Source organism: Pseudodesulfovibrio cashew (assembly GCF_009762795.1).
GTDB classification, from domain to species: domain Bacteria; phylum Desulfobacterota; class Desulfovibrionia; order Desulfovibrionales; family Desulfovibrionaceae; genus Pseudodesulfovibrio; species Pseudodesulfovibrio cashew.
Genome location: NZ_CP046400.1, coordinates 3,401,755 through 3,422,908 on the forward strand (window position 1 = coordinate 3,401,755; position 21,154 = coordinate 3,422,908).

The 21,154-nt window shown below is 60.5% G+C and carries 16 protein-coding genes; 1 reads left to right on the forward strand and 15 read right to left on the reverse strand.

Annotation, left to right across the window (positions count from 1 at the left end; translation table 11 throughout):
- Position 1: 1 nt before the first annotated feature.
- Genes GM415_RS15605 through GM415_RS15625 form a run of 5 tightly spaced genes read right to left on the reverse strand, consistent with a single transcriptional unit; the run spans position 2 to position 7,364 of the window.
- Positions 2-3,454 (reverse strand): 4Fe-4S binding protein, encoded by a 3,453-nt coding sequence (locus GM415_RS15605; RefSeq protein WP_158949804.1) that lies wholly within the window; start codon positions 3,452-3,454, stop codon positions 2-4.
- A 21-nt stretch (positions 3,455-3,475) separates the two neighbouring features.
- Positions 3,476-4,600: a Coenzyme F420 hydrogenase/dehydrogenase, beta subunit C-terminal domain gene (locus GM415_RS15610; protein ID WP_158949806.1), complete on the reverse strand. Its 1,125-nt coding sequence runs from the start codon at positions 4,598-4,600 to the stop codon at positions 3,476-3,478.
- Positions 4,601-4,612: 12 nt separating this feature from the next.
- Entirely contained in the window at positions 4,613-5,038 is a 426-nt protein-coding gene (locus tag GM415_RS15615; RefSeq protein ID WP_158949808.1) for a hydrogenase iron-sulfur subunit, read from the reverse strand.
- A 10-nt stretch (positions 5,039-5,048) separates the two neighbouring features.
- Positions 5,049-7,076, reverse strand: a complete 2,028-nt coding sequence (locus GM415_RS15620) for a CoB--CoM heterodisulfide reductase iron-sulfur subunit A family protein (RefSeq protein ID WP_158949810.1) — start codon at positions 7,074-7,076, stop codon at positions 5,049-5,051.
- An 18-nt stretch (positions 7,077-7,094) separates the two neighbouring features.
- Positions 7,095-7,364 (reverse strand): transposase, encoded by a 270-nt coding sequence (locus GM415_RS15625; RefSeq protein WP_158949812.1) that lies wholly within the window; start codon positions 7,362-7,364, stop codon positions 7,095-7,097.
- Positions 7,365-7,943: 579 nt separating this feature from the next.
- Between GM415_RS15625 and GM415_RS15630 the strand changes: the two genes are divergently transcribed.
- Positions 7,944-9,359, forward strand: coding sequence for a sigma-54-dependent transcriptional regulator (locus GM415_RS15630; protein ID WP_158949814.1), 1,416 nt, complete (start codon positions 7,944-7,946; stop codon positions 9,357-9,359).
- Positions 9,360-9,397: 38 nt separating this feature from the next.
- Here GM415_RS15630 and GM415_RS15635 read toward each other — a convergent pair whose 3' ends face one another.
- From GM415_RS15635 to GM415_RS15680, 10 genes are all read right to left on the reverse strand, one after another.
- Positions 9,398-10,012, reverse strand: coding sequence for a histidine phosphatase family protein (locus tag GM415_RS15635; protein WP_158949816.1), 615 nt, complete (start codon positions 10,010-10,012; stop codon positions 9,398-9,400).
- Positions 10,009-11,133: a DVU_1551 family NTP transferase gene (locus tag GM415_RS15640; protein ID WP_158949818.1), complete on the reverse strand. Its 1,125-nt coding sequence runs from the start codon at positions 11,131-11,133 to the stop codon at positions 10,009-10,011. The genes GM415_RS15635 and GM415_RS15640 overlap by 4 nt, the downstream gene beginning before the upstream one ends.
- A complete protein-coding gene (locus GM415_RS15645) occupies positions 11,130-12,128 on the reverse strand; it encodes an XdhC family aldehyde oxidoreductase maturation factor (protein ID WP_158949820.1) in 999 nt (332 codons plus the stop codon). The genes GM415_RS15640 and GM415_RS15645 overlap by 4 nt, the downstream gene beginning before the upstream one ends.
- Positions 12,129-12,137: 9 nt before the next feature.
- Positions 12,138-13,436, reverse strand: a complete 1,299-nt coding sequence (locus GM415_RS15650) for a DVU_1553 family AMP-dependent CoA ligase (protein WP_158949822.1) — start codon at positions 13,434-13,436, stop codon at positions 12,138-12,140.
- Positions 13,417-14,772, reverse strand: a complete 1,356-nt coding sequence (gene trsS / locus GM415_RS15655) for a radical SAM (seleno)protein TrsS (RefSeq protein ID WP_158949824.1) — start codon at positions 14,770-14,772, stop codon at positions 13,417-13,419. The genes GM415_RS15650 and trsS overlap by 20 nt, the downstream gene beginning before the upstream one ends.
- Positions 14,769-15,221 carry a DVU_1555 family C-GCAxxG-C-C protein gene (locus GM415_RS15660; protein WP_158949827.1) on the reverse strand — a complete coding sequence of 151 codons (453 nt, stop codon included), beginning with the start codon at positions 15,219-15,221 and terminating at the stop codon, positions 14,769-14,771. Before GM415_RS15660 ends, trsS begins: the two co-directional genes overlap by 4 nt.
- A 1-nt stretch (position 15,222) precedes the next feature.
- Entirely contained in the window at positions 15,223-15,873 is a 651-nt protein-coding gene (gene trsM / locus GM415_RS15665; RefSeq protein ID WP_199244305.1) for a DVU_1556 family methyltransferase, read from the reverse strand.
- A gap of 2 nt (positions 15,874-15,875) precedes the next feature.
- On the reverse strand, positions 15,876-16,091 hold the full coding sequence (locus tag GM415_RS15670; RefSeq protein ID WP_158949829.1) for a DVU_1557 family redox protein: 216 nt from the start codon (positions 16,089-16,091) through the stop codon (positions 15,876-15,878).
- Positions 16,088-18,349: a pyridine nucleotide-disulfide oxidoreductase/dicluster-binding protein gene (locus GM415_RS15675; protein WP_158949831.1), complete on the reverse strand. Its 2,262-nt coding sequence runs from the start codon at positions 18,347-18,349 to the stop codon at positions 16,088-16,090. Before GM415_RS15675 ends, GM415_RS15670 begins: the two co-directional genes overlap by 4 nt.
- Positions 18,350-18,423: 74 nt before the next feature.
- Complete coding sequence (locus GM415_RS15680) at positions 18,424-21,141, reverse strand: molybdopterin-dependent aldehyde oxidoreductase (protein WP_158949833.1); 2,718 nt, start codon at positions 21,139-21,141, stop codon at positions 18,424-18,426.
- Between the last annotated feature and the right edge of the window lie 13 nt (positions 21,142-21,154).

A 21,154-nucleotide genomic window follows, 5' to 3' on the forward strand; every position in this document is an offset into this window, starting at 1 on the left:
CTCAGGCCGGTTCCTCCAACGCCGCGTCGATGACCGACAGCATGGGCGCGTCGTGAAATCCCTTCAGCACGGTGGCACTGTTGGGGCACACTGCCGCGCATGCGCCGCAACCCTGGCAGAGGATTTCGTCCACCCGGATCTGTCCGGCGTCCATATCCACCACTCTGGCCCCGTACGGGCAAGCAGAAACGCATGCCTGGCACAGGGAACACAAGGAGTGCCGCACCTGGGCCACCACGGTCTCGCGGGCGATGGTTTCAGCGCTCAGGATGCGCAGGGCCCGCTGTGCCGCAGCCTTGGCCGATGACACGGTCTCGTCCATGCGCCGGGGAGACAAACCGGTGCCGCACGCGTAGATGCCCTGCTTGAGGAAATCCACGGGCCGCCACTTGAAGTCCGCCTCCTGATAGAATCCGTCCTCGTCCACTTCCACGCCGAAAACCTCCAGGAGATCTTCCACGTCGTTGGGCTCCAGCCCGCTGGACAGGGAGAGGATGTCGGTCTTCAGCCGGATTTCGCTGCCCAACACCGGATCGTATCCGGTTATGACGGGCTTGCCGTCCTCGAATTCCACCTTGGGAGCGGTGTCCCGGTCGTAGCGGATGAAGATGGCTCCGGCCTTGCGCGCCTGAGTGTAATAGGTCTCCAGGAATCCCTGGGTCATGATGTCGCGGTAGAAGACATAAATTGACAGGTCCGGGTTACGCTCCTTGAGGTTGAGCACATTCTTGAGCATCTCCGGGCAACAGACCTTGCTGCAATAAGTGCGTTCCTCGTTCCGGGAGCGCCAGCACTGGATCATGGCCACGCCGGACAATGCGCCCGCATCGAGCTTGCCCGAAGCAAGCTTCTCCTCAAGCTCGAGATGGGTCATGACCGATTTGTGCACGCACAGGCCCGACTCATAGACCTTGGCCTCATGGGCTCCCGTGGCCAGAATGGACACGCCGTGTTCCAGGGGGAATACCCCTTCCGGGCCGGCAATGGCCGAACGAAAACGCCCGGCGCTGCCGCGCGAAAGCACCACACGGGAATCTGTGAACACCTTGATATTAGGATGCTTGTTGACCTGACCCATCAGCTCTTCCATGAACTTGCGCGGGTCGCTGCCGTCGAGCTGGGTATACAGCCGCATGGCCATGCCGCCGAGCTCTTCCTCGGCCTCCACCAGGCAAACGCCGTACCCCTGATCCGCAATGGCCATGGATGCGGTCATGCCCGCCAGGCCGCCGCCCACGACCAGGGCCGAACGCGCAACGTCGACCATGACCGGCGGGGGCACCGGGTCTGCGCCCTGCAACCTGGCCACAGCTGTTGCCAGAGCCGAATAAACTTCCTTCTCCGCCCGCACCAGGCAGGCCTCTTCGCCTGCGCCGCACGCCGCATCAAAGGTGACGGTGTAAATATCCACAACGTCCATGAGTGCCGGATTCAAACCGATGGTACGGCCTAGTTCCTTGAGGCGCGGTATGTAGGCGTAGGGCATGCACGCCCCGATGAGCACGCGATTGGGCTTGAACTCCATTGCGGCCCGCTCGATCTCCTCCCACCCTTTGGCCGTGCATGCTCCTGACACGGGCAGCACGTTGCATACCGAGTGAACCCGGGCCATCTTCTTGCCGAGGACCTCAAGATCCACGGCCTGCTCCAGGGTCGGACAGGAGGCACAGATTGCCACCAAAGTACGCGGCGGCTCGCGGGATACATCTGGATACTCCGGTTCCGGCTCCCGCTCGATACCTGCCAGCACATCGTAGACCTTGATGATGCGCGAGGCGGCCTGGGCCGCGGCCCCGGCCTGAATGACCGACTCGGAAATGTCTCGAGGCTGCCCAAAAGCGCCCGCCGCAAACACGCCCACCCGACTGGTCTTCTCCGGCGCATAAGGCTTGGTGTCCACGAAGCCCCATTCGTTGAGATCAACGTCCAGGGTTAGGGCAAACTTGTCCGTCCCCTTGGGAGGCCTCGCCCCGGCAGCCAGCACGACCATGTCATAGACCTCGGTCAGCAGTTCGCCGCTGTCGGCCAGGTATTCGACCTTGATGCCCTCTCCGTCCTCGGTGGGCGTGAGAGAGTGCGGGCGGCTGCGCACGAAGCGCACGCCCTTTTCGAATTCGGCCCGGTTGCGGTAGCGTTGGTACCCCTTACCGGACGTACGCATATCCATATAAAAGATGGTGGTATCCACCTCGCCCCCGGTGACCTTCTTGGCCAGGAGGGACTCCTTGATGGAAAACATGCAGCAGATGCCGGTGCAGAAATCAGCATTCTTCTGCACGTCGCGAGAGCCCACGCACTGAATCCAGGCGATGTTCTTCACGGCCTTGCCGTCCCCCGGCCTGAGCAATTTGCCGCCGGTGGGCCCGCTGCCGCTGATGAGCCGCTCGAACTCCACGGCGGTCAACACGGCGGGATGGGAGTAGGACCAGACGTCCTCGCCCCCTTCTGGGTCCATGGACGGCCTGTAGCAGTCAAATCCACCCGCCAGGACAACAGCCCCGACCTCCAACTCCTCTGTGGAGTCGGACATGATCCGGACATAGAGCTTGTCCAGCCATGGCACGAACCTCCCAGCCTCCAGCGGCTTGACCAAAAACTCGCGCGCACCCAGCATGACAAGGTCTGCGGCGGCTTCAGCCTGATCTGGTTCGGCCAGAAGGACTACATCCATGTCGGGCCGCAACTCTCGGCTGCGGGTAAGGATGCGCTCGGCGTCCATGCCGTTGGTATTCATGCCCAACAGCATGAGGCCGAAGTTCTGCTCTGAAGCGAGCGCGTCCACGGCCTCCTGTCCGCCCGAAACAAAGTGAAGCGGAAAGTTCTGTTCTTTGAGCGCTTCGCGCATGAACGCGGTGGTTTCTGGGTCGCCATCCACAACCAGAATGTGAAACTCCTTACGCTCGTCGAACTTGAAGTCGATAGCCCCGGTGGGACACGCCTCGAAGCACTTCCAGCAGCGCTGGCAGTTGTCGAGATCAAGGACGTAATGGTTGGGAATTGCGTGCGGAACGGGAAGATAAATCGCGGCCCGCTCGGACAACCCGGCGTCGAACTCGCTGGGAACCCGTACCGGGCAAACCTCGGAACACTTGCCGCAGCTCACGCACTTTCCGGGGTCGATCAGTGTGGAGTTTCGCCCCAAAGAGACGAGATACTTGCCCGGCTCCCCCTCCAGTGAAGTCAGCTCGGTGGAGAGCATGATGTCGATATTGTCGTGGAACAGCCCCTTGCGCAGGCAGTACTGGCTGGACGAGTCCCGTGCCATGAGCGGCAGCATCTTGCACATGCCGCAATGATCCGAGGGAAACTGGTGATCCAGTTGACTCAGGATGCCCCCGTGGTTGGGGCGGCGGTCGACGAGCGCCACTTTATGGCCGGTGACGGCCAGGTCAAGGGCGGCCCTGATGCCGCCGATGCCGGCCCCGATCACCAATGCGCCGTATTGCTTTCTCATAATGTCCTCCGGAGTCTCGGCCTAAACCATGTGGGAAACCGTTTCCTGGAACTCGTCTTCCTTGAACACCGACATGGGCGGCGGCTCATCCAGGCTGCGCCCCGGCTCGTAACCGAAGCTCTCCTGGGTCCGCGCCGAGACGGTACGGAACAACTCCATGACCGGGATGCCGTTGGGACAGGCGTTGGAACACTGGCCGCAACCAACGCAGGAGAGGCCCATGTGCGCCATGCGGGTCAAGTGGTAGAAAATGGTGTCCGTGGGCATCTTGAGGCTGCCCTTGCGCTTGGCCCATCCCATGTACTGCCAGGGCTTGTGCTCGAACACGTCGGTATTGAAGACGCACTCCTTGCAGTAGCAGACAGGGCATGCCACCCGGCAGTTGTAACAGTTGACGCAAGAGGCCAGATATTCTGACAGGTCGGTCAGGGTTCCGGTTACCGCCTTGGTCTGCTCGATCATCGCATCGCGGTTGGCGGTGCGCGTCTCGATCATGGCCTCAAGCGCCTTGTCGCGCCCGTTGGCGTTTCCTTCGGCCAGTCCCATTCCGTTGAGCAACGCCTCGCCGCGCGCACTTGCGGCCATGACCGGAATGGACTTGCCCAGGTCCGCCCCGGCCACGCCCACGACGATATCCGCGTTCTGCGGAGCCGGATGCTCGCACGCCCGGCAGGCCGGAGCGATGTCCATACCTTCCCCGGGCCCGCCGGAATGAAAAGCGAGAGTCGCCTCAAAAGGATCGCGACCTTCCTGGAAATTAGCGTATCCAGTGTTGTCAAAGGCCCCCATGCAGTCCACGCCCACGATGATGATGTCTTCGAGGCTACCCTGATTGAGCTTGACCAGTTCCACGAAAGCCCGGATTTCGCAGGGGCGCATGACAGCGGCAATGCGCTCGCCCGACTGCCCTCGCGAGAGCCGGGAAACCAGCTTGGCGCTGTTCACTGGAAAGGCCGGAGACAGCGGATCGGCCCCGGAAAGCTGCTTCGGATCAGTAATCAGGGTTGGCATGGGAAGCCCCTTGCCGAAATGGTGCACCGGCACGAGCACCCCACCAAGAGTCTCGCTCTCCAGCACCCCTTTCAAGAAACCCTGCAACGCGATGATGGGACTCTCCTCTACCTGGATATTCACTGTGGTCGCCATGACGCATCCTCCCTAGACCACGGCCATGGAACGCGTTTCCATGGGACCGAGTTCCCGTATCTCATTGATGAAGTTGTTCACCGTGGCCGCAAACTCGTTGCCCTCGCTGGCGCCGACCCAGGTCAGCCTGACCCGGTCCCGCTCAATACCGAACTGGGGCAGAATCTCGTTGAGCAGCTTGACCCGGCGGCGCGCCTTGTAGTTGCCGTTGATGTAGTGACAATCCCCGGGATGACAGCCGCTGACTAACACACCGTCCGCCCCGGAAAGGAGCGACTTGACTATGTACTTGGGGTCGACCATGCCGGTACACATCATGCGCACCAACCGAACATTGGGCTGCTGAACCATCCTTGACGTCCCGGCCAGATCCGCAGCGGTAAAGGTGCACCAGTTGCAGACAAAGGCCAGTATAGTGGGTTCGAACTCATGACTCATGGTTGCCTCCTCAGGCCGTTTCGCCGGGTTGAATCTCCTCCGTGATCAAGGCCGCGCCGCCCTCCGTTTCCGGCTGCGGGACCACCGGCATCATGCCGAGCAGCCCGTCGATCTCGTCGAATATCTGGGTTTCCCTGAAATGCTTGATCTGGGCCGCGCCGCTCGGGCAATACCCCGCGCAACTGCCGCACCCCTTGCACATGGCCTCGTTGATGACCGACACCTGCCGCCGCTCGTCGAATTCGATGGCCGAATAGGCGCACAGATCGATGCAGACCTTGCAGCCCACGCAGACGTCGGGGTTGATCCAGGAGGTGGTGGGCGAGATGTCGACCTTGCCACGCGCGGCCAGAGCCAGGGCCTGGGCCGCCCCGCCCGAGGCATGGGACACCGCGTCCGGAATGTCCTTGGGGCCCTGACAGGCTCCGGCCAGGAACACGCCGTCCGTTGCCGTGGAAACCGGTCCGAGCTTGGGGTGCTCCTCAAGGAAGAAACCATCCTGTCCCTGGGCCACGCCGAAGATGCGGGCCACCTCGGTCACATCCTTGCGGGCCTCCATGGCCGTGCAGAGGATGACCATATCCACGGGCACCCGTACATTCATGCCGAGCAGGGTATCCTCTCCGACTACCACCAGCTTGCCGTCTTCCTCCACGATCTCAGCCGGTCTGCCCCGGATGAAAGTCACGCCCTCTTCCTGAACGCGCTTGAAAAACTCCTCGTACCCCTTACCGAAGCAGCGCATATCGATGTAAAAATTGTAGACCCTGGCATCATGCCCTACCTTGTCCTTGATCAGGTGGTCGTACTTCAGGGCGTACATACAACAGGTCCGGGAACAATATTCGTGGTAGTTTTTGTCGCGGCTGCCCACGCAATGGATGATGGCCACGGCCTCGGGCTTTTCCCCGTTCTTCATGACGATGCGCCCTTCGGTGGGCCCCACCGCGTTGTTCAGACGCTCGAACTGGAGGGCCGTATAGACCTCGTCATACTTGCCGAAGCCGTATTCCCGGAGCGGAGTCGGATCCATGGCGTCATAGCCGGTGGCCAGGACGATGGAGCCCACGTGAAAGACCTCATGCCGTTCTTTCTGCTCGTAATCGATGGCCCCGGTGGGGCATATCTTCTGGCAGATTCCGCACTTGTCCTTGGTGATTTTCTTGCAGATTGTGCCGTCAATGACGGGTGTATTGGGTACGGCCTGAGGCGAGTTGCGGTAAATGGCCTTGCGAAACCCCAACCCCTCGTTGAACTCGCTCAACGCCTTGGTCGGACACTTTTCCAGACAGGCCCCACAACCGGTGCAGACGGCCTCGTTCACGTAACGCGGCTTGCGCTTTACCGTGACCGTATAATTGCCTACGAAGCCGGAGACGTCCTCCACCTCTGCCCAGGTCATCAGGTTGATGTTCGGTTCCTGGCTGACGGCCACCATCTTGGGCGTCGAAATGCATGCCGCGCAGTCCAATGTCGGAAAGGTCTTGTCGAACTGGGCCATGTGCCCGCCGATGGATGGGCTCTTCTCCACCAGATGCACCTTGTGCCCGGACTTGGCGATGTCCAGGGCCGCCTGAATACCCGCGATGCCTGCGCCCACCACCATGACGTCGGGGAGGACCTCGACCTCGCGCGAAAAGAGTTCCTGATGCTCCGCCACCCGCTCGACCGCCGCCTCGACAATGCGCTTGGCCTTGGCCGTAGCCTCCACCGGGTCCTCGGTAGTCCAGGAACAGTGTTCCCGTATGCAGCAGTGCTGCATGAGATACGGATTGAGGCCACCGCGCGCGCATGCCTGTTGAAAGGTCTTTTCGTGCAAACGCGGCGAGCAGGAGGCGACCACCACACGATTGAGCCCGTATTCCTTGATATCCTTGATGATCATTTCCTGCCCCGGATCGGAGCACATGAACTGGTAGTCACGAGATACAACCACGTTCCTGAGCCCCTCGGCATACCGGGCCACGTCCGGGCAATCCACCTTGCCAGCAATGTTTGAACCGCAATGACACACGTACACGCCGATTCTGTTGGCCATGATCCATTCCTCCAAAGGTCAGCGAATGCTTTTGCCGCTCGTCAATTCCAGAGTCAGCTCCCCGACAAGCTTCTTCAGTTCCTCGTTTTCGGCAGCCAGCTCGGTGTCTCCCTGTGGAGCCGGTGGCCTTTCGAAAACCCGATGGCAATTCTCCAAAAAAAACCCTCGCCACTTGTAATATTGCCCCGGCCTCAGATCGTTGGACCGGCAGAGCTCGTTGATGCTGCCCCCCATGAGTCCCTCCAGCACGATCTTCGCCTTGGTCCTGGCATCCCACTTCCGTCTCATCCGCAGAACCTCCTTGCCGCCTCGCCTGTCCCGCCATTTCAACGGATTTTCATGGTGACTTGGTGACGCTTTCCTGCCATGAAATCCTTGATACCTTCCGCACGTTTCCCGGCAACCGGCTCAATTCAGGAGAAAAACGCTTAGTTCGAGATCCAACTTTTCGCCGTGGGCGTGTCTCTTTCTGCCTAAGAACAAAATGCGTGCCCTTTTGCACAAAGAGAGAGATTCCATTGAATTATGCAGAGACAGGAAGATAGTCCGGACCGAAAAGATCCTTCATTTCGTGCTATTCTTGTCTCACGCCACAAGACCAGTCTTGTGAGACAAGACTCTCTGCCAACGCCAAGAGACTGAAAAGACAGCAAAAAAGAGGCCCCGCCCAAGGCCGTGGCCAGACAGACTCTCCAAGCCTTTTGCCAATCTCAGCCCGAAAGCTGTCTCGCAGCACAAGACAAGGGACAACAAGATTGGATGAACGATGATACTTATTCAATCATTTCGGCATAAAAGCCTGTATTGCTCTTTTCCGTAAAATTATGATATTTTTCGTAGGGGAATTTTATTCAAGGCAGGTTGGCCATGGCAGACGTACTCGTCATCGATGGAGATGCCGCTTTTTCAAAACACCTGGCAGGTGAACTGGAAGCCCACGGCTTGCCAGCCGCTCACTGCGATTCCATGTTTCGCGGCATGGGCATGCTGCACACCGGGAACTACAAGGGCGTCGTCCTGGGCGACGACCTCTCCGGTGGAGACAGTCTCGCTCACCTGGGAGCCATCCGCGAAATTCCGTCTTTTCCCGAAGTCATAGTGGTTTCCCGGAGCCGGGACCCGAACATGGCCGAAAAAGCTATCCGCAACGGAGCCTGGAACTACGTGACCAAACCGGTCAACCTGCAACGGCTACTGGTACTTTTGACCCGGGTCATTGAATTCCACACGGAGAAACATTCCGGCCAATGCCCCGTATCGCTCCGCCGGGAAGGCATCATCGGCAACAGCCGCCCGCTGCTCTCCTGCCTGGACAATGTGGCCCAGGCGGCCAGTTCCGATGCCAACGTCCTGCTTATCGGCGAAACCGGTACCGGCAAGGAACTCTTTGCCCGCGCCATCCACAAAAACTCCCCACGACGCAACAAGCCCTTCGTGGTGGTCGACTGCGCGGCACTGCCCGACACGCTGGCGGAAAACCTGCTCTTCGGCCACGAACGGGGAGCCTACACCAGCGCGGATTCCAATTCCGTTGGGCTAGTCAAACAGGCCGATGGCGGGACCCTGTTCTTGGATGAGGTAGGCGAACTGCCTATGGGCATGCAAAAGGTCTTCTTGCGCGTACTGGAGGGGAGGAGTTTTCGCCCAGTGGGCGGAATAAGGGAAATAACAAGTGATTTCAGATTACTGGCAGCGACCAACCGGGACCTCGGCAGCATGGTGGACAACGGCGAGTTCCGGCGGGATCTCTTCTATCGCCTCAGAGGCATCCGGATCAAGCTGCCGCCCCTACGTCTCATCGCGGAGGATATCAACGAGTTGGCTTGCAAATTCATCCAGCGCCACAGCAAACGCTTCAAGACGGCTTCCAAGGGATTTTCCCCCGATTTCCTGGACGCACTCATGAACTACGACTGGCCCGGCAACATTAGGGAATTGATCAATACCATTGAGCAGGCTCTATCACGGGCGGGCAACGACGCCGTCCTCTATCCGCGCCACCTGCCCAGAGCCATCCGCGCCCAGGTCGCCCGGCGCGCGCTGGAAAATGCCACGGTCCCTTCGCCCCCTCCTTCGGCGGTGCTGGATCCCGAGACCTTTCCGGCCCTGAAGGTATACCGGCAACAACAGATCGGGGATCTCGAAACACGCTACCTGCGAAATCTCATGGCGGTTACCAACGGCAACATCAAGCTTTCCTGCCGCCTTTCCGGCCTCTCCCGGGCAAGGCTCTACGCCCTGCTCAAACAATACGATATATCCCGCGTCCCAAGCCGCGCGTAAGAACTAACCCGGAAAACCCAGGGCAAACGGAATTCGACTCACACCGAGCCTTGCAGCATTTCCGGAATGTCCTCCGGACCGATGGAAGAATATCGCAGCCGCAACTCCCGCCCTTGGATGTCCAACACCGAACAACGGGCGTGTCCAGGGGTGAAATGAAAGAGATCGTCCATTGGGTGGCCTGTAAGCCGACAGGAGACGGAACGGATAACCCCGGCATGGGTCATGACCAGAACCGGAAGCGGCCCGCCAGACAATGTGGCCATCACCTCCAAGGCGCGGTCAGCCACCTGGTTGAAAGATTCTCCACCTGGAGGAATGAAATCTCCGAACCCCTCGCCGCGACTTGCGTATTCCCTGGGATACCGGCTGCGAATCTCTGTGAAATCAAGCCCATCCCATGCCCCCATGTCGATCTCATTCAGAGCCGGGATATCCTCCACGGGCAATCCCAGCCGCTGAGCCAGTGGCGCAACGGTTTCACGGGCTCGAGCAGCCGGGCTGCATACAAGCCTGACCAGAGGCGCATCCTCCAGTACCTCGGCAAGATGCTCCGCCTGCTCCAATCCCTTGGACGATAACGGGACCGGAGTCCTGCCGATGCATCGCCCTTTTGCCGAATCCGTGGCCGCATGCCGAACCAGGATGATCATCCCAAGACCTCACGGGCGATGCTTTCCGCCGACACTCCCGATTCCTTGTTGAACCGTTGCAATACCACCTCGGCCCGGTCAAGGCGCGCAAGGATGTTGGTCCTGGCGTCCGGCTTGTCTCCGAAGCGCGCCAACTTTTCCTCGAAACGGGTCCTTAGTGGAATGTACTGATCTCCGGCCACCAACTTGTCTGCCAGGAAGACTATCTCCCGTTCCGACAACGGTGCACCCGGACCCAGTTGGAGGTCGCAATGATCGCGCACGACTTCGGCGGCAACATGAAATCCATGCGAAGCCAACCGCTCGGCTCCAACCCTTCCGTGGGCCTTTTCCCCTTTGGCAATATCGTGAACCAAAGCTGCCGACTCGACCAATGCACCGTCCAGACGCCCTGTTGCGGTAGGTGCCGAGTTCACCCTTTCCATCAGGGCAACGGCGACAGTGGCGACAGCCCGGCTATGGGCGATGACCTCTGGAGAAACACTGTGCTGCAAAAAAAGCTGAGCGACTTCCTCCGGGCAGGGAAACGCTCTCCTGGCATAACCGCACGCCACTTCATAATCATCTGGGAAATCGAGGTCATGCACTGTTCCGAAATCCGCAACATCCAGCTCAGCCGCCTCGGATTCGAAGGTATCGAGAACGGCACGCAGGCCTCCTTCTCCGTCATGAGCCAAAATGGAGGGGATCGCCTCGCGGCCAATAAGTGGTGGATGCCCCCGTTCACCAAGGAACCGGGGATAGAGCACGGCGGGACGTCGGGCATCGTATGTTTCCAACACACGGGCCACGGTTTCCCGCCGGACCAACGGAATATCCACGGGCAAGACGAAAAACGCCTCCACATTGCCCAGCGCCTTCACGCCGGTCAGAATGGACGAGAACATACCTTCGGCGAAATGAGCATTATGCACAGCCTCCGCCCCGGCTGCTAGAGCTGCGGCGGCAACCTCGTCGGCCCGCTTGCCGGTGACTACCACAATCCGGTCCACGCCGTTCCCGAGGAAGGTGTCCACGCATTCGGAGAGCACCGTTCCTCGTCCCAACGGAAGGAGCGGCTTGAAGCGCTGCATACGCGAGGAGAGGCCCGCCGCCGGGATGACGGCCCCGATGCGACTCATTTGCCGTTCCCGGACCGGACCTGAATCAGTTCGCCCCCGATGCTGATCGCGATTTCCTCGGGAGTCTGGGCCCCGATAGTCAGACCGATGGGGCAATGGCAACGATCGATATCCGCCTGCGTGTAGCCTTCGGTCAACAGGGTGTCGTAAATCTTGTCCCGTTTGCTCTTGCTGCCGATCATGCCCACGTACTTGGCGGGCGTCTTGAGGGCCTCTGCCAACACGGTCTTGTCGTGCAGATGCCCCCTGGTGACAATAATGATGAAAGCATCATCACCGACATCCAAATCGGCGCAACATCCGGTAAAGGAAGGCAGGACAACTACCTGGTCCGCCTCGGGAAAACGCTCGACATTGGCGAAGTCGTCCCGATCGTCCAGAACCACCGTGCGGAAGCCGACCATGGCCCCCACACGCGCTGTGAACAGGGACACATGCCCCGCCCCGAAAATATATAGCGGCGCAGGCGGAATAAAGGGTTCGTGAAGGGCCATGGATTCCTCGCCCCTCTCAAAAATCGGAGTCTTGCCGGGTTCGGGAGCATCTGCGCCGATCAGCACCTTATGGTCATGAGCGAGCCACTCCTCCTCCTTTCTGAAGGACGTCTCCAGCATTCCCCTTTTCCCTGTACGCATCAGGGTATCCAATTCGCGGTATGCCGCAGCGCATGCGCCGTCCGGTTTGACCACCTCCAGCAGCACGTACAGGCCGCCGCCGCAGATCATGTCCGTTTCGGCGGTCAACTTCTGGGTCATGTCCACGAAGGAAATGGCGCTGGTCCCATCGGCCTGCGCCAGCAAAGCCTGTCCATCGCGCTGCGCCATGGCTTCGGCCAGGCCGCCGCCCACGGTGCCGATGATGCTCCCATCCCTGCGGATGGCCATTTTCGCCCCTGAGGAACGGGGAGTCGAGCCGGAACTCTCCACCACCGAGGCCAGCGTCAGGGCCTCACCCTGATCCAGAAGCCCACACACCGAACGAACAAAAGCTTTCATGACAACCTCTTATATATTTTGAATGCACCGCTTACCCAACCCGGGCACGGCAGGAGCACCATCCTGTTTCATCTCCACTTCAAGCCTTAGCCCCCCTTGCCGCACACCGTGGGACACGGCTTCAATCCCGGACAAAGCAGCAATCACGCTTTCCGAAAGACTCGCCTCTTTCCCGCAGGCCACTACGCGCAGGACGCCTTCGCCGTACGAGGCCGCGAAATCATAGACCTCAGGCAGGGCGTACAGGGTCTCGTTCAACTCGCGCAAGGTCAGCCTGACGCCATCGATCAAAATGCCGTCGTCCGTCCGATATACCAGCGGGTCGAGTCGCCGCATGGGACTCCCGCAAACGCAACTGCCGGGCAGAACGCGTCCCATGTCCCCGGTCCGGTAACGGATAAGAGGCATGCCCAGCTTGAGCGGGGTGGTCACGACGATCTCCCCGACTTCACCATCCAGCAACAACCGGCCCGTCTCGGGTTCGATAATCTCCAGATACAGCTCGGCCTCGCGCAGGTGCATGCCCGAACCGGACGAGCACTCCACTGCACCCCCCAGACCGGTCTCGACCATGCCCCAATGGCGGAGGACCTTGCAACCGAAGCCGTCGGCTACATTGCGGGCCACAGCCTCGGGGGTGACGTCCCAGCACAGAAGCACGGAACGGATACGATTTTTGGGCAATCCGCGTCTCTCCCACTCGCGGACGAGCATATTGACGTGGGCAGGCGACCCGACAATACACGCCGCGTCGCATTCCAGGCAGTGATCCACTGCACGCCTGGCATCCTCCACGATACCATGGGGTACGGCCCGGGCTCCGGTCCGAGACAGTGCGTCCATAAGCAGCCGCCCCACGCCGCCGGGCCTTTCACCGGGCATGAGCACCATGGCGGTCTGCTCCGGCCCCACAAGATTGCGCATGCCCCAACCGAAATAGGCCACCGTGCCCTCCAGGTCCTCCCGTGTGTAGAAAACCCGCTTGGGCTTGCCGGTGGTGCCGGAGCTTTGCAGGGTGACCACCCGGGCGATTTCGTCCTGGGAGACGCACAAAAAACGCTCGGCTCCCTCGCGGAGGTCTTCAGGACCAATCGCAGGCAGACGGGAAAAATCATCGGCGGTCAGGACGGAAACCGGATCAATGTCAGCCAGATGGCGAGCATAAAACGGGCTCCCCTCCTTGGCATGGTCGATCAACTCCCTGATTCGGGCAAGCTGCCAGTCGCGAAGCTGACCAGGCGAAGGAAGCGCCGAGCTCTCCCATCCCATGCGCCGGACGAGCCATTGGTCAAGAACAGGAAGAGGCATGGCACTTTCCCCTGTACAGGGTCTCGCCGTCCATGGACGTCAGGTTGTAGGCGCAAAAAGGTATGAGCCTTCCGTCCGGGGCCACGATGTGGATGCAGCATCCCTTGAGCCGTTCCAGGTCCAAGGTCCACGCATCCTGAAACGCCATGGCCGATACGGCCAGGGTGTGGGTGGCGGCACGGGCCAGGAAGCGATCCAGGTCGTCTTCGCATGCGTTGCTTGCCATGGGCAGCCGGTTTTCAGGAGCGGCCCACTGTCGCTTGACAAAGGCCTTGGCCTTGTCCGCACCTTTTGCTGCGGGTTGCGACTCGCAGCCGCAACCGCCCTTAGCCGAAAGTTTGGTCAGTCCGCCCTCTTCGTTGACCATATAATTAGCGTGGAAGGAGCAATGGGAATGTTCGCACCCAGGCGGAAGAAAATCCACTTCCCGCACCGCGCCGTTGCTCTGACGCTCCAGCTTGCGCATGACCTCCGGCAAGGTGATCCGCTGGGCGTCGGTGGGCGAGGCCGGATGCCTGCCGAAATAGCTGACGGGCTGAAAATGTACGCCCCTTACGGCCGGAGAACGTTCAGATGCCAGTTGAAGAATGGCTCCCAAATTATGGTCGTTAACCCCCGGCATGACCGTAGGCACCAGCACCACGCCTACCCCGGCGTCTGCGAGGGCATCAATGGCGGCCAGCTTGTCCTTGAAAAGCGGCCTGCCCCGCAAGGTTTCGTATATGGCGTCTTCGGTGCCGTCGAATTGAAGAAAAACTGAGTCCAGACCGGCATGGGCCAATCGCCGGGCATAACCTTCCTCACGCCCCAAACGAAGACCGTTGGTGTTCAACTGGACAAAGGGGAACCCCTTGTTCTTGGCCATGCCGATGAGATCAGGCAGATCGTCCCGCACCGTGGGTTCTCCGCCGGAAAGCTGGAGATTGCAATGCCCGGAGGCGCTTTCCACGCTCTGAAGCAAAGACTCGAATTCCGCCACGCTGGGATCGGGAGGCGCGGCCTTACCTGACGAAGCGAAGCATACGGGACATCCCAGATCACAACGCCACGTCACTTCCAGAACGGCAGTGCAGGTGTGCTGCCGGTGAGCCTCGCATAAGCCGCAATCCAGCGGGCACCCGTGCTCCACCCTTGTGGCGGGACGCTTGGGGAGGGAAGGCACCTTGGGCCGAGACCAGGACATGAAATCGGGTCCACCTCGCCAGACCACGGTGCGAAACGTACCGTGCTCAGGGCAGGTCTTGACGAGAAACGTCTCGCCCTCCCTTGTTTCGTGTACAGCAGGGATGGGGTTGAGGCAGATCGGACAAACACTTCTCGGCGTTCGGCCCGTCACAGGTCGCCCCCCTCCGCCGGGTCGAAATCGTTTTCAACGAGAATTTCGCGCACACGGCCATATATATCGGAGAGCAGCGAACCGCACCGCGCCATGTTCGGCTGCCCGCACTCCCCATCAAGAATCTCGCCGCAAGAAGTCCCACCAAAAGCAGAGGTCGCCTCAACAAAGGCGTCGCGCAAGGATTCGAGCATCAGAACCAGCACATCGTTCTTCTCTTCCATGTCGGTGCCCTTGCCGCCGAACAACCCGAGCACCAGGGCCGCACCAGAGAACACGCCGCAGGGGCCAGAACAATCCCCCATGCCGTCGCACAACCCTCCGGCCGCACGAACCAAGTCGGGATTTTCCCGTCCCATCTCGTCCAATGCCAGGAGCACCATTATCTGGCTGCAGCAATACCCTTTTCCAGCAAGCTCCATCATCCGCAGGCCGGTGTCATCCATCATGTCAGCATTCCTTTTTTTGAGCTATCATAAGGTAATAACCGAGCTTTCCCCGGTTGCACAAGCATTCCGAGGAACCGGCAAAGGCAAGACGCGCCGCCAGTTCCCGGAGGAGCCGAGTATGGTCCTCCACGGCGAAGATGGTGAATCCTGCCGCCTCAAGCAGGTCTCGCGTCCTGCGGAGGGGAACGGCCCTGTCGGCACAGGACCCGCCCCCCGCCGTTCCGGAATCCCCGGAGCAGAGGTCGGACAGCACGAGGAATCCGCCGGGCTCAAGCACCCTCCGGAATTCCGACAACCCAACTCCGGGGACCGGGAACAGCGAAAACACACACTCGCAAAAAATTGCCTTGAATGCCCCGTTGGTAAACGGAAGCTCGTCGCCAAGAGCCTGAACAAGTCCAATTCGACTTTCGGCCCGCTCCACCTGGACGGAGGAAGGCTCAACGCCATAGGCCTCGGCTCCATAACGGGCCCTCAGCCGACTGGTCGTGGCCCCCAGTCCGCTGCCTACGTCGAGCACTCGCCACCCGGGCAGAAGACCGATCAGTTCGGCCCCCCTGTCAGTAAGGGAAAAGCCCCCCGGACGCAGGGTCAGTCCGGCCGCGTCGCGCAGTTCCGGCCGCTCCCAGAGCGGCGCGGGCTCGGCCAGCACGGTTACTTGTCCTCCAACATATGCTCAACGTTGTACATCTTACCCGTGGCCAGACTCTCGGGGATGAATACCATCCCGCACTTGGGGCAAGTGGGCAACTCAACATTGAACAGGGAATCGAGATATGCCAACTCCACCGTCACAGGCACCAGCTCTTCATTGCACGGCAGACATTTCCAATCCACCGCTTCCTCAACGGAGATTTTGATCACACTCATTTTCTGCCTCCCATAATATGCATGCGGTGGCTCCAGACGTTATGAACGAGAAACGCTTCGCCCTCGCGCTCGAACTCAACCCAGTAAGTGACCACCACCGGCCTGACGTAGGACAACAGGTGGCCATTCTCCTTGTTTACGAACATGTTGCCGGTATCCCGCGCATGCAACAACACCTTCTGCACGTCACTCACCAGGATACGACGCTGCTCCATGTTTTCGGCGGCCAGATCGGAAAACCGGACCTGGATGGCTTCGAAAGGCTCGGCAGAGCCGCCCTCCTCATGCCACAGGTCGGTCAACAACCTTTCCTTGAGCCGCGCGCGGTTCTCCCTGCGCAGGGAGTATCCGGGAGAGGGTCTGTCCGCCCCTCGCGTCTCGGCGGGATATAGCAGGTCATACAGATGCAGGGCCTTCTTGCCGGTTTTGGCGATCATGTCCCGGCACATAACGCAATAGGTAACGAAATCCTCTTCCGCAGCCAACGCCCGCTTTTCGGCAAGGCTTTCGGCCAGACTCGGGTTGGCTTCGGAGAGCAGGCCGCCGTAGCCGCAGCACTTGGCCCGGTCTCCGCTGAATTCGGGTTCCACCACTTCGACGCCCACCCCGTCCAACAAGGCCCGGACATCCTCCTGCAACATGGCGTTGTGCCGGGCAGCGCAGGGATCGTTGATGGCCATGATACCGCCAGCCTTTGAAGCGCATTCCGCAGGACCGAGGGCGCGCAGGATGGACCAGTGGGAGACAATCTCCGCCTCGGGCAACCCCGCTCTGAGGGTCTTGAGACAGGTGGGACACGCCACAATGATCTTGGGGGAGCCCAGCCCCTGCCAGGTTTCGCGCAACTCACCCATGGCTTCTTCCATGAGAGCCTCACGCCCGGCCCAGTGGGCCGGAGCCCCGCAGCAACGGAGCATCAGCCCCACGTCGCTCAGCCTTTTGCGCAGGTCCGCATAGGCGGCCTCCACACTATCCGGGCCGGACGCGGTCAACTGACAACCGGGGAAAAATACGTACTCGCTGGCTTGCACTCCTGGTGCGTGGCGCGCCAGCGCACTCTTCTCTCCGTTGGCAAAGGCCATATCACGCAGGGCGAATTCGTGAGCCGACTGCGGCATGGTTCCCTTCTCGATCATGGTCCTGCGGGCCTGTAGACAGACCTCGCCCATGTCGAAATCCTCGGGGCAAACGGTTTCGCACAGACCACACATCATACAGGAATTGATCATGGTATTGGCTTGGCGCGTTCCCATGACAATGGACTCGTTGTTGTAGATCTGCCGAGCGTAAACCTTGGGATATCCCTTGAAGTGATGAAGATACTCGCAGACTTTGACGCACTCCATGCACTCGCACTGAATACACCGCTTGGCCTCGTTCTTGGCCTCGACCTCGGAATACCCGGCTTCGCAGGAAACCGGTGGTGCGGACTCGACATCTGCAAGACTTGTGAACAGACGGCTCTTGTACGGGCCCTCGAGTTCGCGTTTGAGCACCATGGAGACGCCCTGAGTATAACGCTCAATGGAGTTGGCCGCGCGGCGGCCTGCTGCAGCCTGGAAGACGGGAGAGGACTCATCGCGACGACAGGTGAAGACGCCAGCTCGCTGCGTTCCCAGGGTAAGTCCGTCGGGCTGGCCGAAATCTGCAACTTCCGAAGACACGTCGTCGCTATCAATGAACATGGCATCGCAGTCTTCCATGAGCGACTCGACGAGGTCGGAGGAAATCTCCGTATCGGGCATCAGGTGAGCCCCCATGGTGACCAGGCTGGCAATCTCCTTGTCCAGGAGCTCCGCGGACACGCCCCGCTCCGAAAGTGCTGCTCGGGCGCAGTCGAAAGACTGACAATACAGGGTGACGTCGAAACCTCGGCGGGTCATCTCCCACGCAGCGCAAAGGCCCGTCAGGCCTGCGCCGACCACGGTGACGCGCTTGCGGCGGGACGGCAGTGGACGGGGTGGCGCCACGGCCTTGGCGTTCTCAGCGCAGAAACGTTCAAGACATCCCATCTCTATTGCGCCGCCGGCATCCTTCCGTATACAGGCCTCCTTGCAAGGGGCATCGCATATCCGGGCAAGCACTCCGGGGAGCGGCAGCGTCTTGGCCAGGATAGTCCAGGCTTTGTCCACCCTACGCTGTCCCATAAGAGCGCAAAACGTTTTGGCATCCACGTGTAACGGACAAGCCGCGATGCATTGAGGCGTTTCATCCTGAATGCAACGGCTCTCCAATTCTCTCAATTCCGCCTGTTCCATGACACTCCCGCAGGAAAAGTATGGGCAGCGGCCCGCGTCATGCGCGGACCGCTGCCTGTTGCAGTTATTTCAGATTAACCCTTGAGGCCGGCAAGGACCTTCTCGGGCAGTGCGGGCAATTCGCGGATGCGAACGCCGCAAGCCTGGTAGATGGCGTTGACCACCGCAGCGTGCGGAGCGGTCAGCGGCATCTCGCCAACGCCGGAGGCGCCGAACGGGCCGTCGGGGCGAGGAGTCTCGACGTAGATGATCTCCATGTCGTCCGGGATCTCCTTGATGTACGGGAAACCGGCACCGACCATGGTGGAGTGCTTCTTGATGTCCTCGTAATCCTCGGTGAGGGCCAGGCCGATACCCTGGGCGACGCCGCCGTGGATCTGGCCGTCGACGACCAGGTAGTTGTTCACCACGCCGATGTCGGCAACGGTGACCATCTTCTCGACGGTGGTCTTACCGGTGGCCACGTCAACGGCCACGGAGGACATGAACACACCGTACATGTAGCAGCAGAAGGGGCTGCCCTGGCTGTTCTCGTCACAATCGTTGGCCGGAGCGGTCCATTTGCCGTTGATATGCACATCGATGTTCTCGGCAACCATTTCATCGTAGGTGCGATAACCGCCGCCGGGCTTTTCCATGGCCTTGATCAGGTTTTCGCAGGCAACGCGAATGGCCTGGCCAACGACAACCTGGGAGCGGCTACCACCGGCGGGACCGGCGTTGGGCGCATAGCGGGTGTCGTTCATGACCAGCTTGATCTGATCGGGAGTCAGGCCGAGGGGACGCAGGGCTTCGTGAGCGGTACCGAGGGTACCCATATCGGCGCCCTGGCCGTGGTCTTCCCAGCAGCTGAACACGGTGACGGTGCCGTCAGCATTGAGCTCGACATCGATTTCGGCGGTGTCCGGGCCGTCAAGGCCGGAGCCGTACACACCCACGGAGACGCCGACACCGCGCTTGATGGCGTCGGTGGAGTCAGCGGCAGCTTTCTTCTTGGCTTCCTCGTAGATGGGACGAAGCTTTTCGATCATCTCGGGCAGGGAGTAGACTTCGGGGTCCTGACCGGTGGGGGTGGTGGCACCCTTGCGGTAGACGTTCTTGTAGCGCAGTTCCAGCGGATCCATGCCCAGCTTTTCAGCCAGCTCATCCATCAGGATTTCGGAGGGGAACTCACTTTCGGGAGCGCCGTAACCGCGGAAGGCCGCGCCCCAGCAGTGGTTGGTGCAGACGGTGCGGCCCTTACCACGAATGTTGGGGATGTCGTAACCGGCACCAATGTACTGGGCGGCACGCAAGGTGACCAGATCGCCGAACTCGGAGTACGGGCCGTGGTCGACGGTCCAGTCGGTTTCCATGGCGAGCAGCTTGCCTTCCTTGTCGGCGGCGTAACGGACAGTAGAGAACTGCGGGGAACGCTTACCGGTGTAGGTCTGCTGCTGGTGCCAGGTGTAGTTCAGGAATACCGGGCGACCGGTGGCCATGGTGGCAGCGCCAACGAGGGCTTCCATGGTCGGGCTGAACTTGTAACCAAAGGTACCGCCGGTGGGGTTCTGAACCATGACGATGTTCTCAGGTTCCACGCCCAGACCGGGAGCGATCATGTAGAGGTGCAGGTGCAGGCCAATGGACTTGGAGTGGATGACCAGCTTGCCCTCGTCGTCCAGGTAAGCAAACCCGACGTCCGGCTCGATGGGCATGTGCGGCTGGCGGGTGGTGTAGTAATCGCCTTCCACGACCACATCGGCGGAATCGAAGATGGGAGAGGTTTCTTCGCCCTTGGCGATGATCGGCTCGTAGTAGATGTTCGGAGTACCGGGGTGAATCTCGATGGCGTCATCAGCCATGGCGGCCGGGGCGCTCATGTATTCGGGCAGCTGCTCCAGCTCAACCTTGACGAGCTTGGCGGCTTCCTTGGCGATCTTATCGGTCTCGGCGCAGACGATGGCGATGGCGTCGCCGTACTGGAAGACCTTTTCATCACAAAGGATGGGACGATCCCAACCGTCACCCTTGTTGGTGGGGAAGGTGATCAGACCGGTGATGCGGTTCTTGCCCTTGACGTCCTTGTGCGTGACGACCTTGTAAACGCCGGGCATTGCCTCGGCTTCCGCGACGTCGATGGACAGGATGTTGGCATGAGAGACCTCGGCCTGGACCAGGGCGCAATGCAGGGTTCCGGCGGGGAGCTTCAGGCCCAGGTCGGCACCGAAGTCCCAGGTGCCGGTGACCTTGGCGACGGCGCTCGGACGAGGGAAGTTGGTGTTCCAGATACGGCCGTCTTCGGGGATCTTGAAGGCCAGGTCCTCGGCGCTCATTTCACCGCGCATGACGGCAGCGGCGGACATGACGGCGTCGACCAGCGGCTTGTAACCGGTGCAGCGGCAAGCATTGCGATGCTTCTGGAACCAGTCGCGAACCTCGTCACGGGTCGGGTTGGGATTGCTTTCCAGCAGTCCGACGGTGGAAACGATGAAGCCCGGAGAGCAGAAGCCGCACTGGGCGCCGCCGTGGGCGATCCAGGCGAGCTGGATGGGATGCAGGTTGCCGGGAGTACCGACACCCTCGAGGGTAAGAATTTCGGAGCTTTCAGGAACGCGGCTCATTTTCCTAGTACAGGAGCGAACCACTTTACCGTCCAGCATGATGGTGCAGCTACCGCACTGGCCCGTGCCGCAACCGATCTTGACGCTGGTCAGGCCGAGATTCTCGCGCAATACATTGGCGAGTGACTCGTCCTGCTCACAGACGACCATCCGGGAAACTCCGTTCACCAGAAGGGTACGTTTAATCATGACAGTTTTCCTC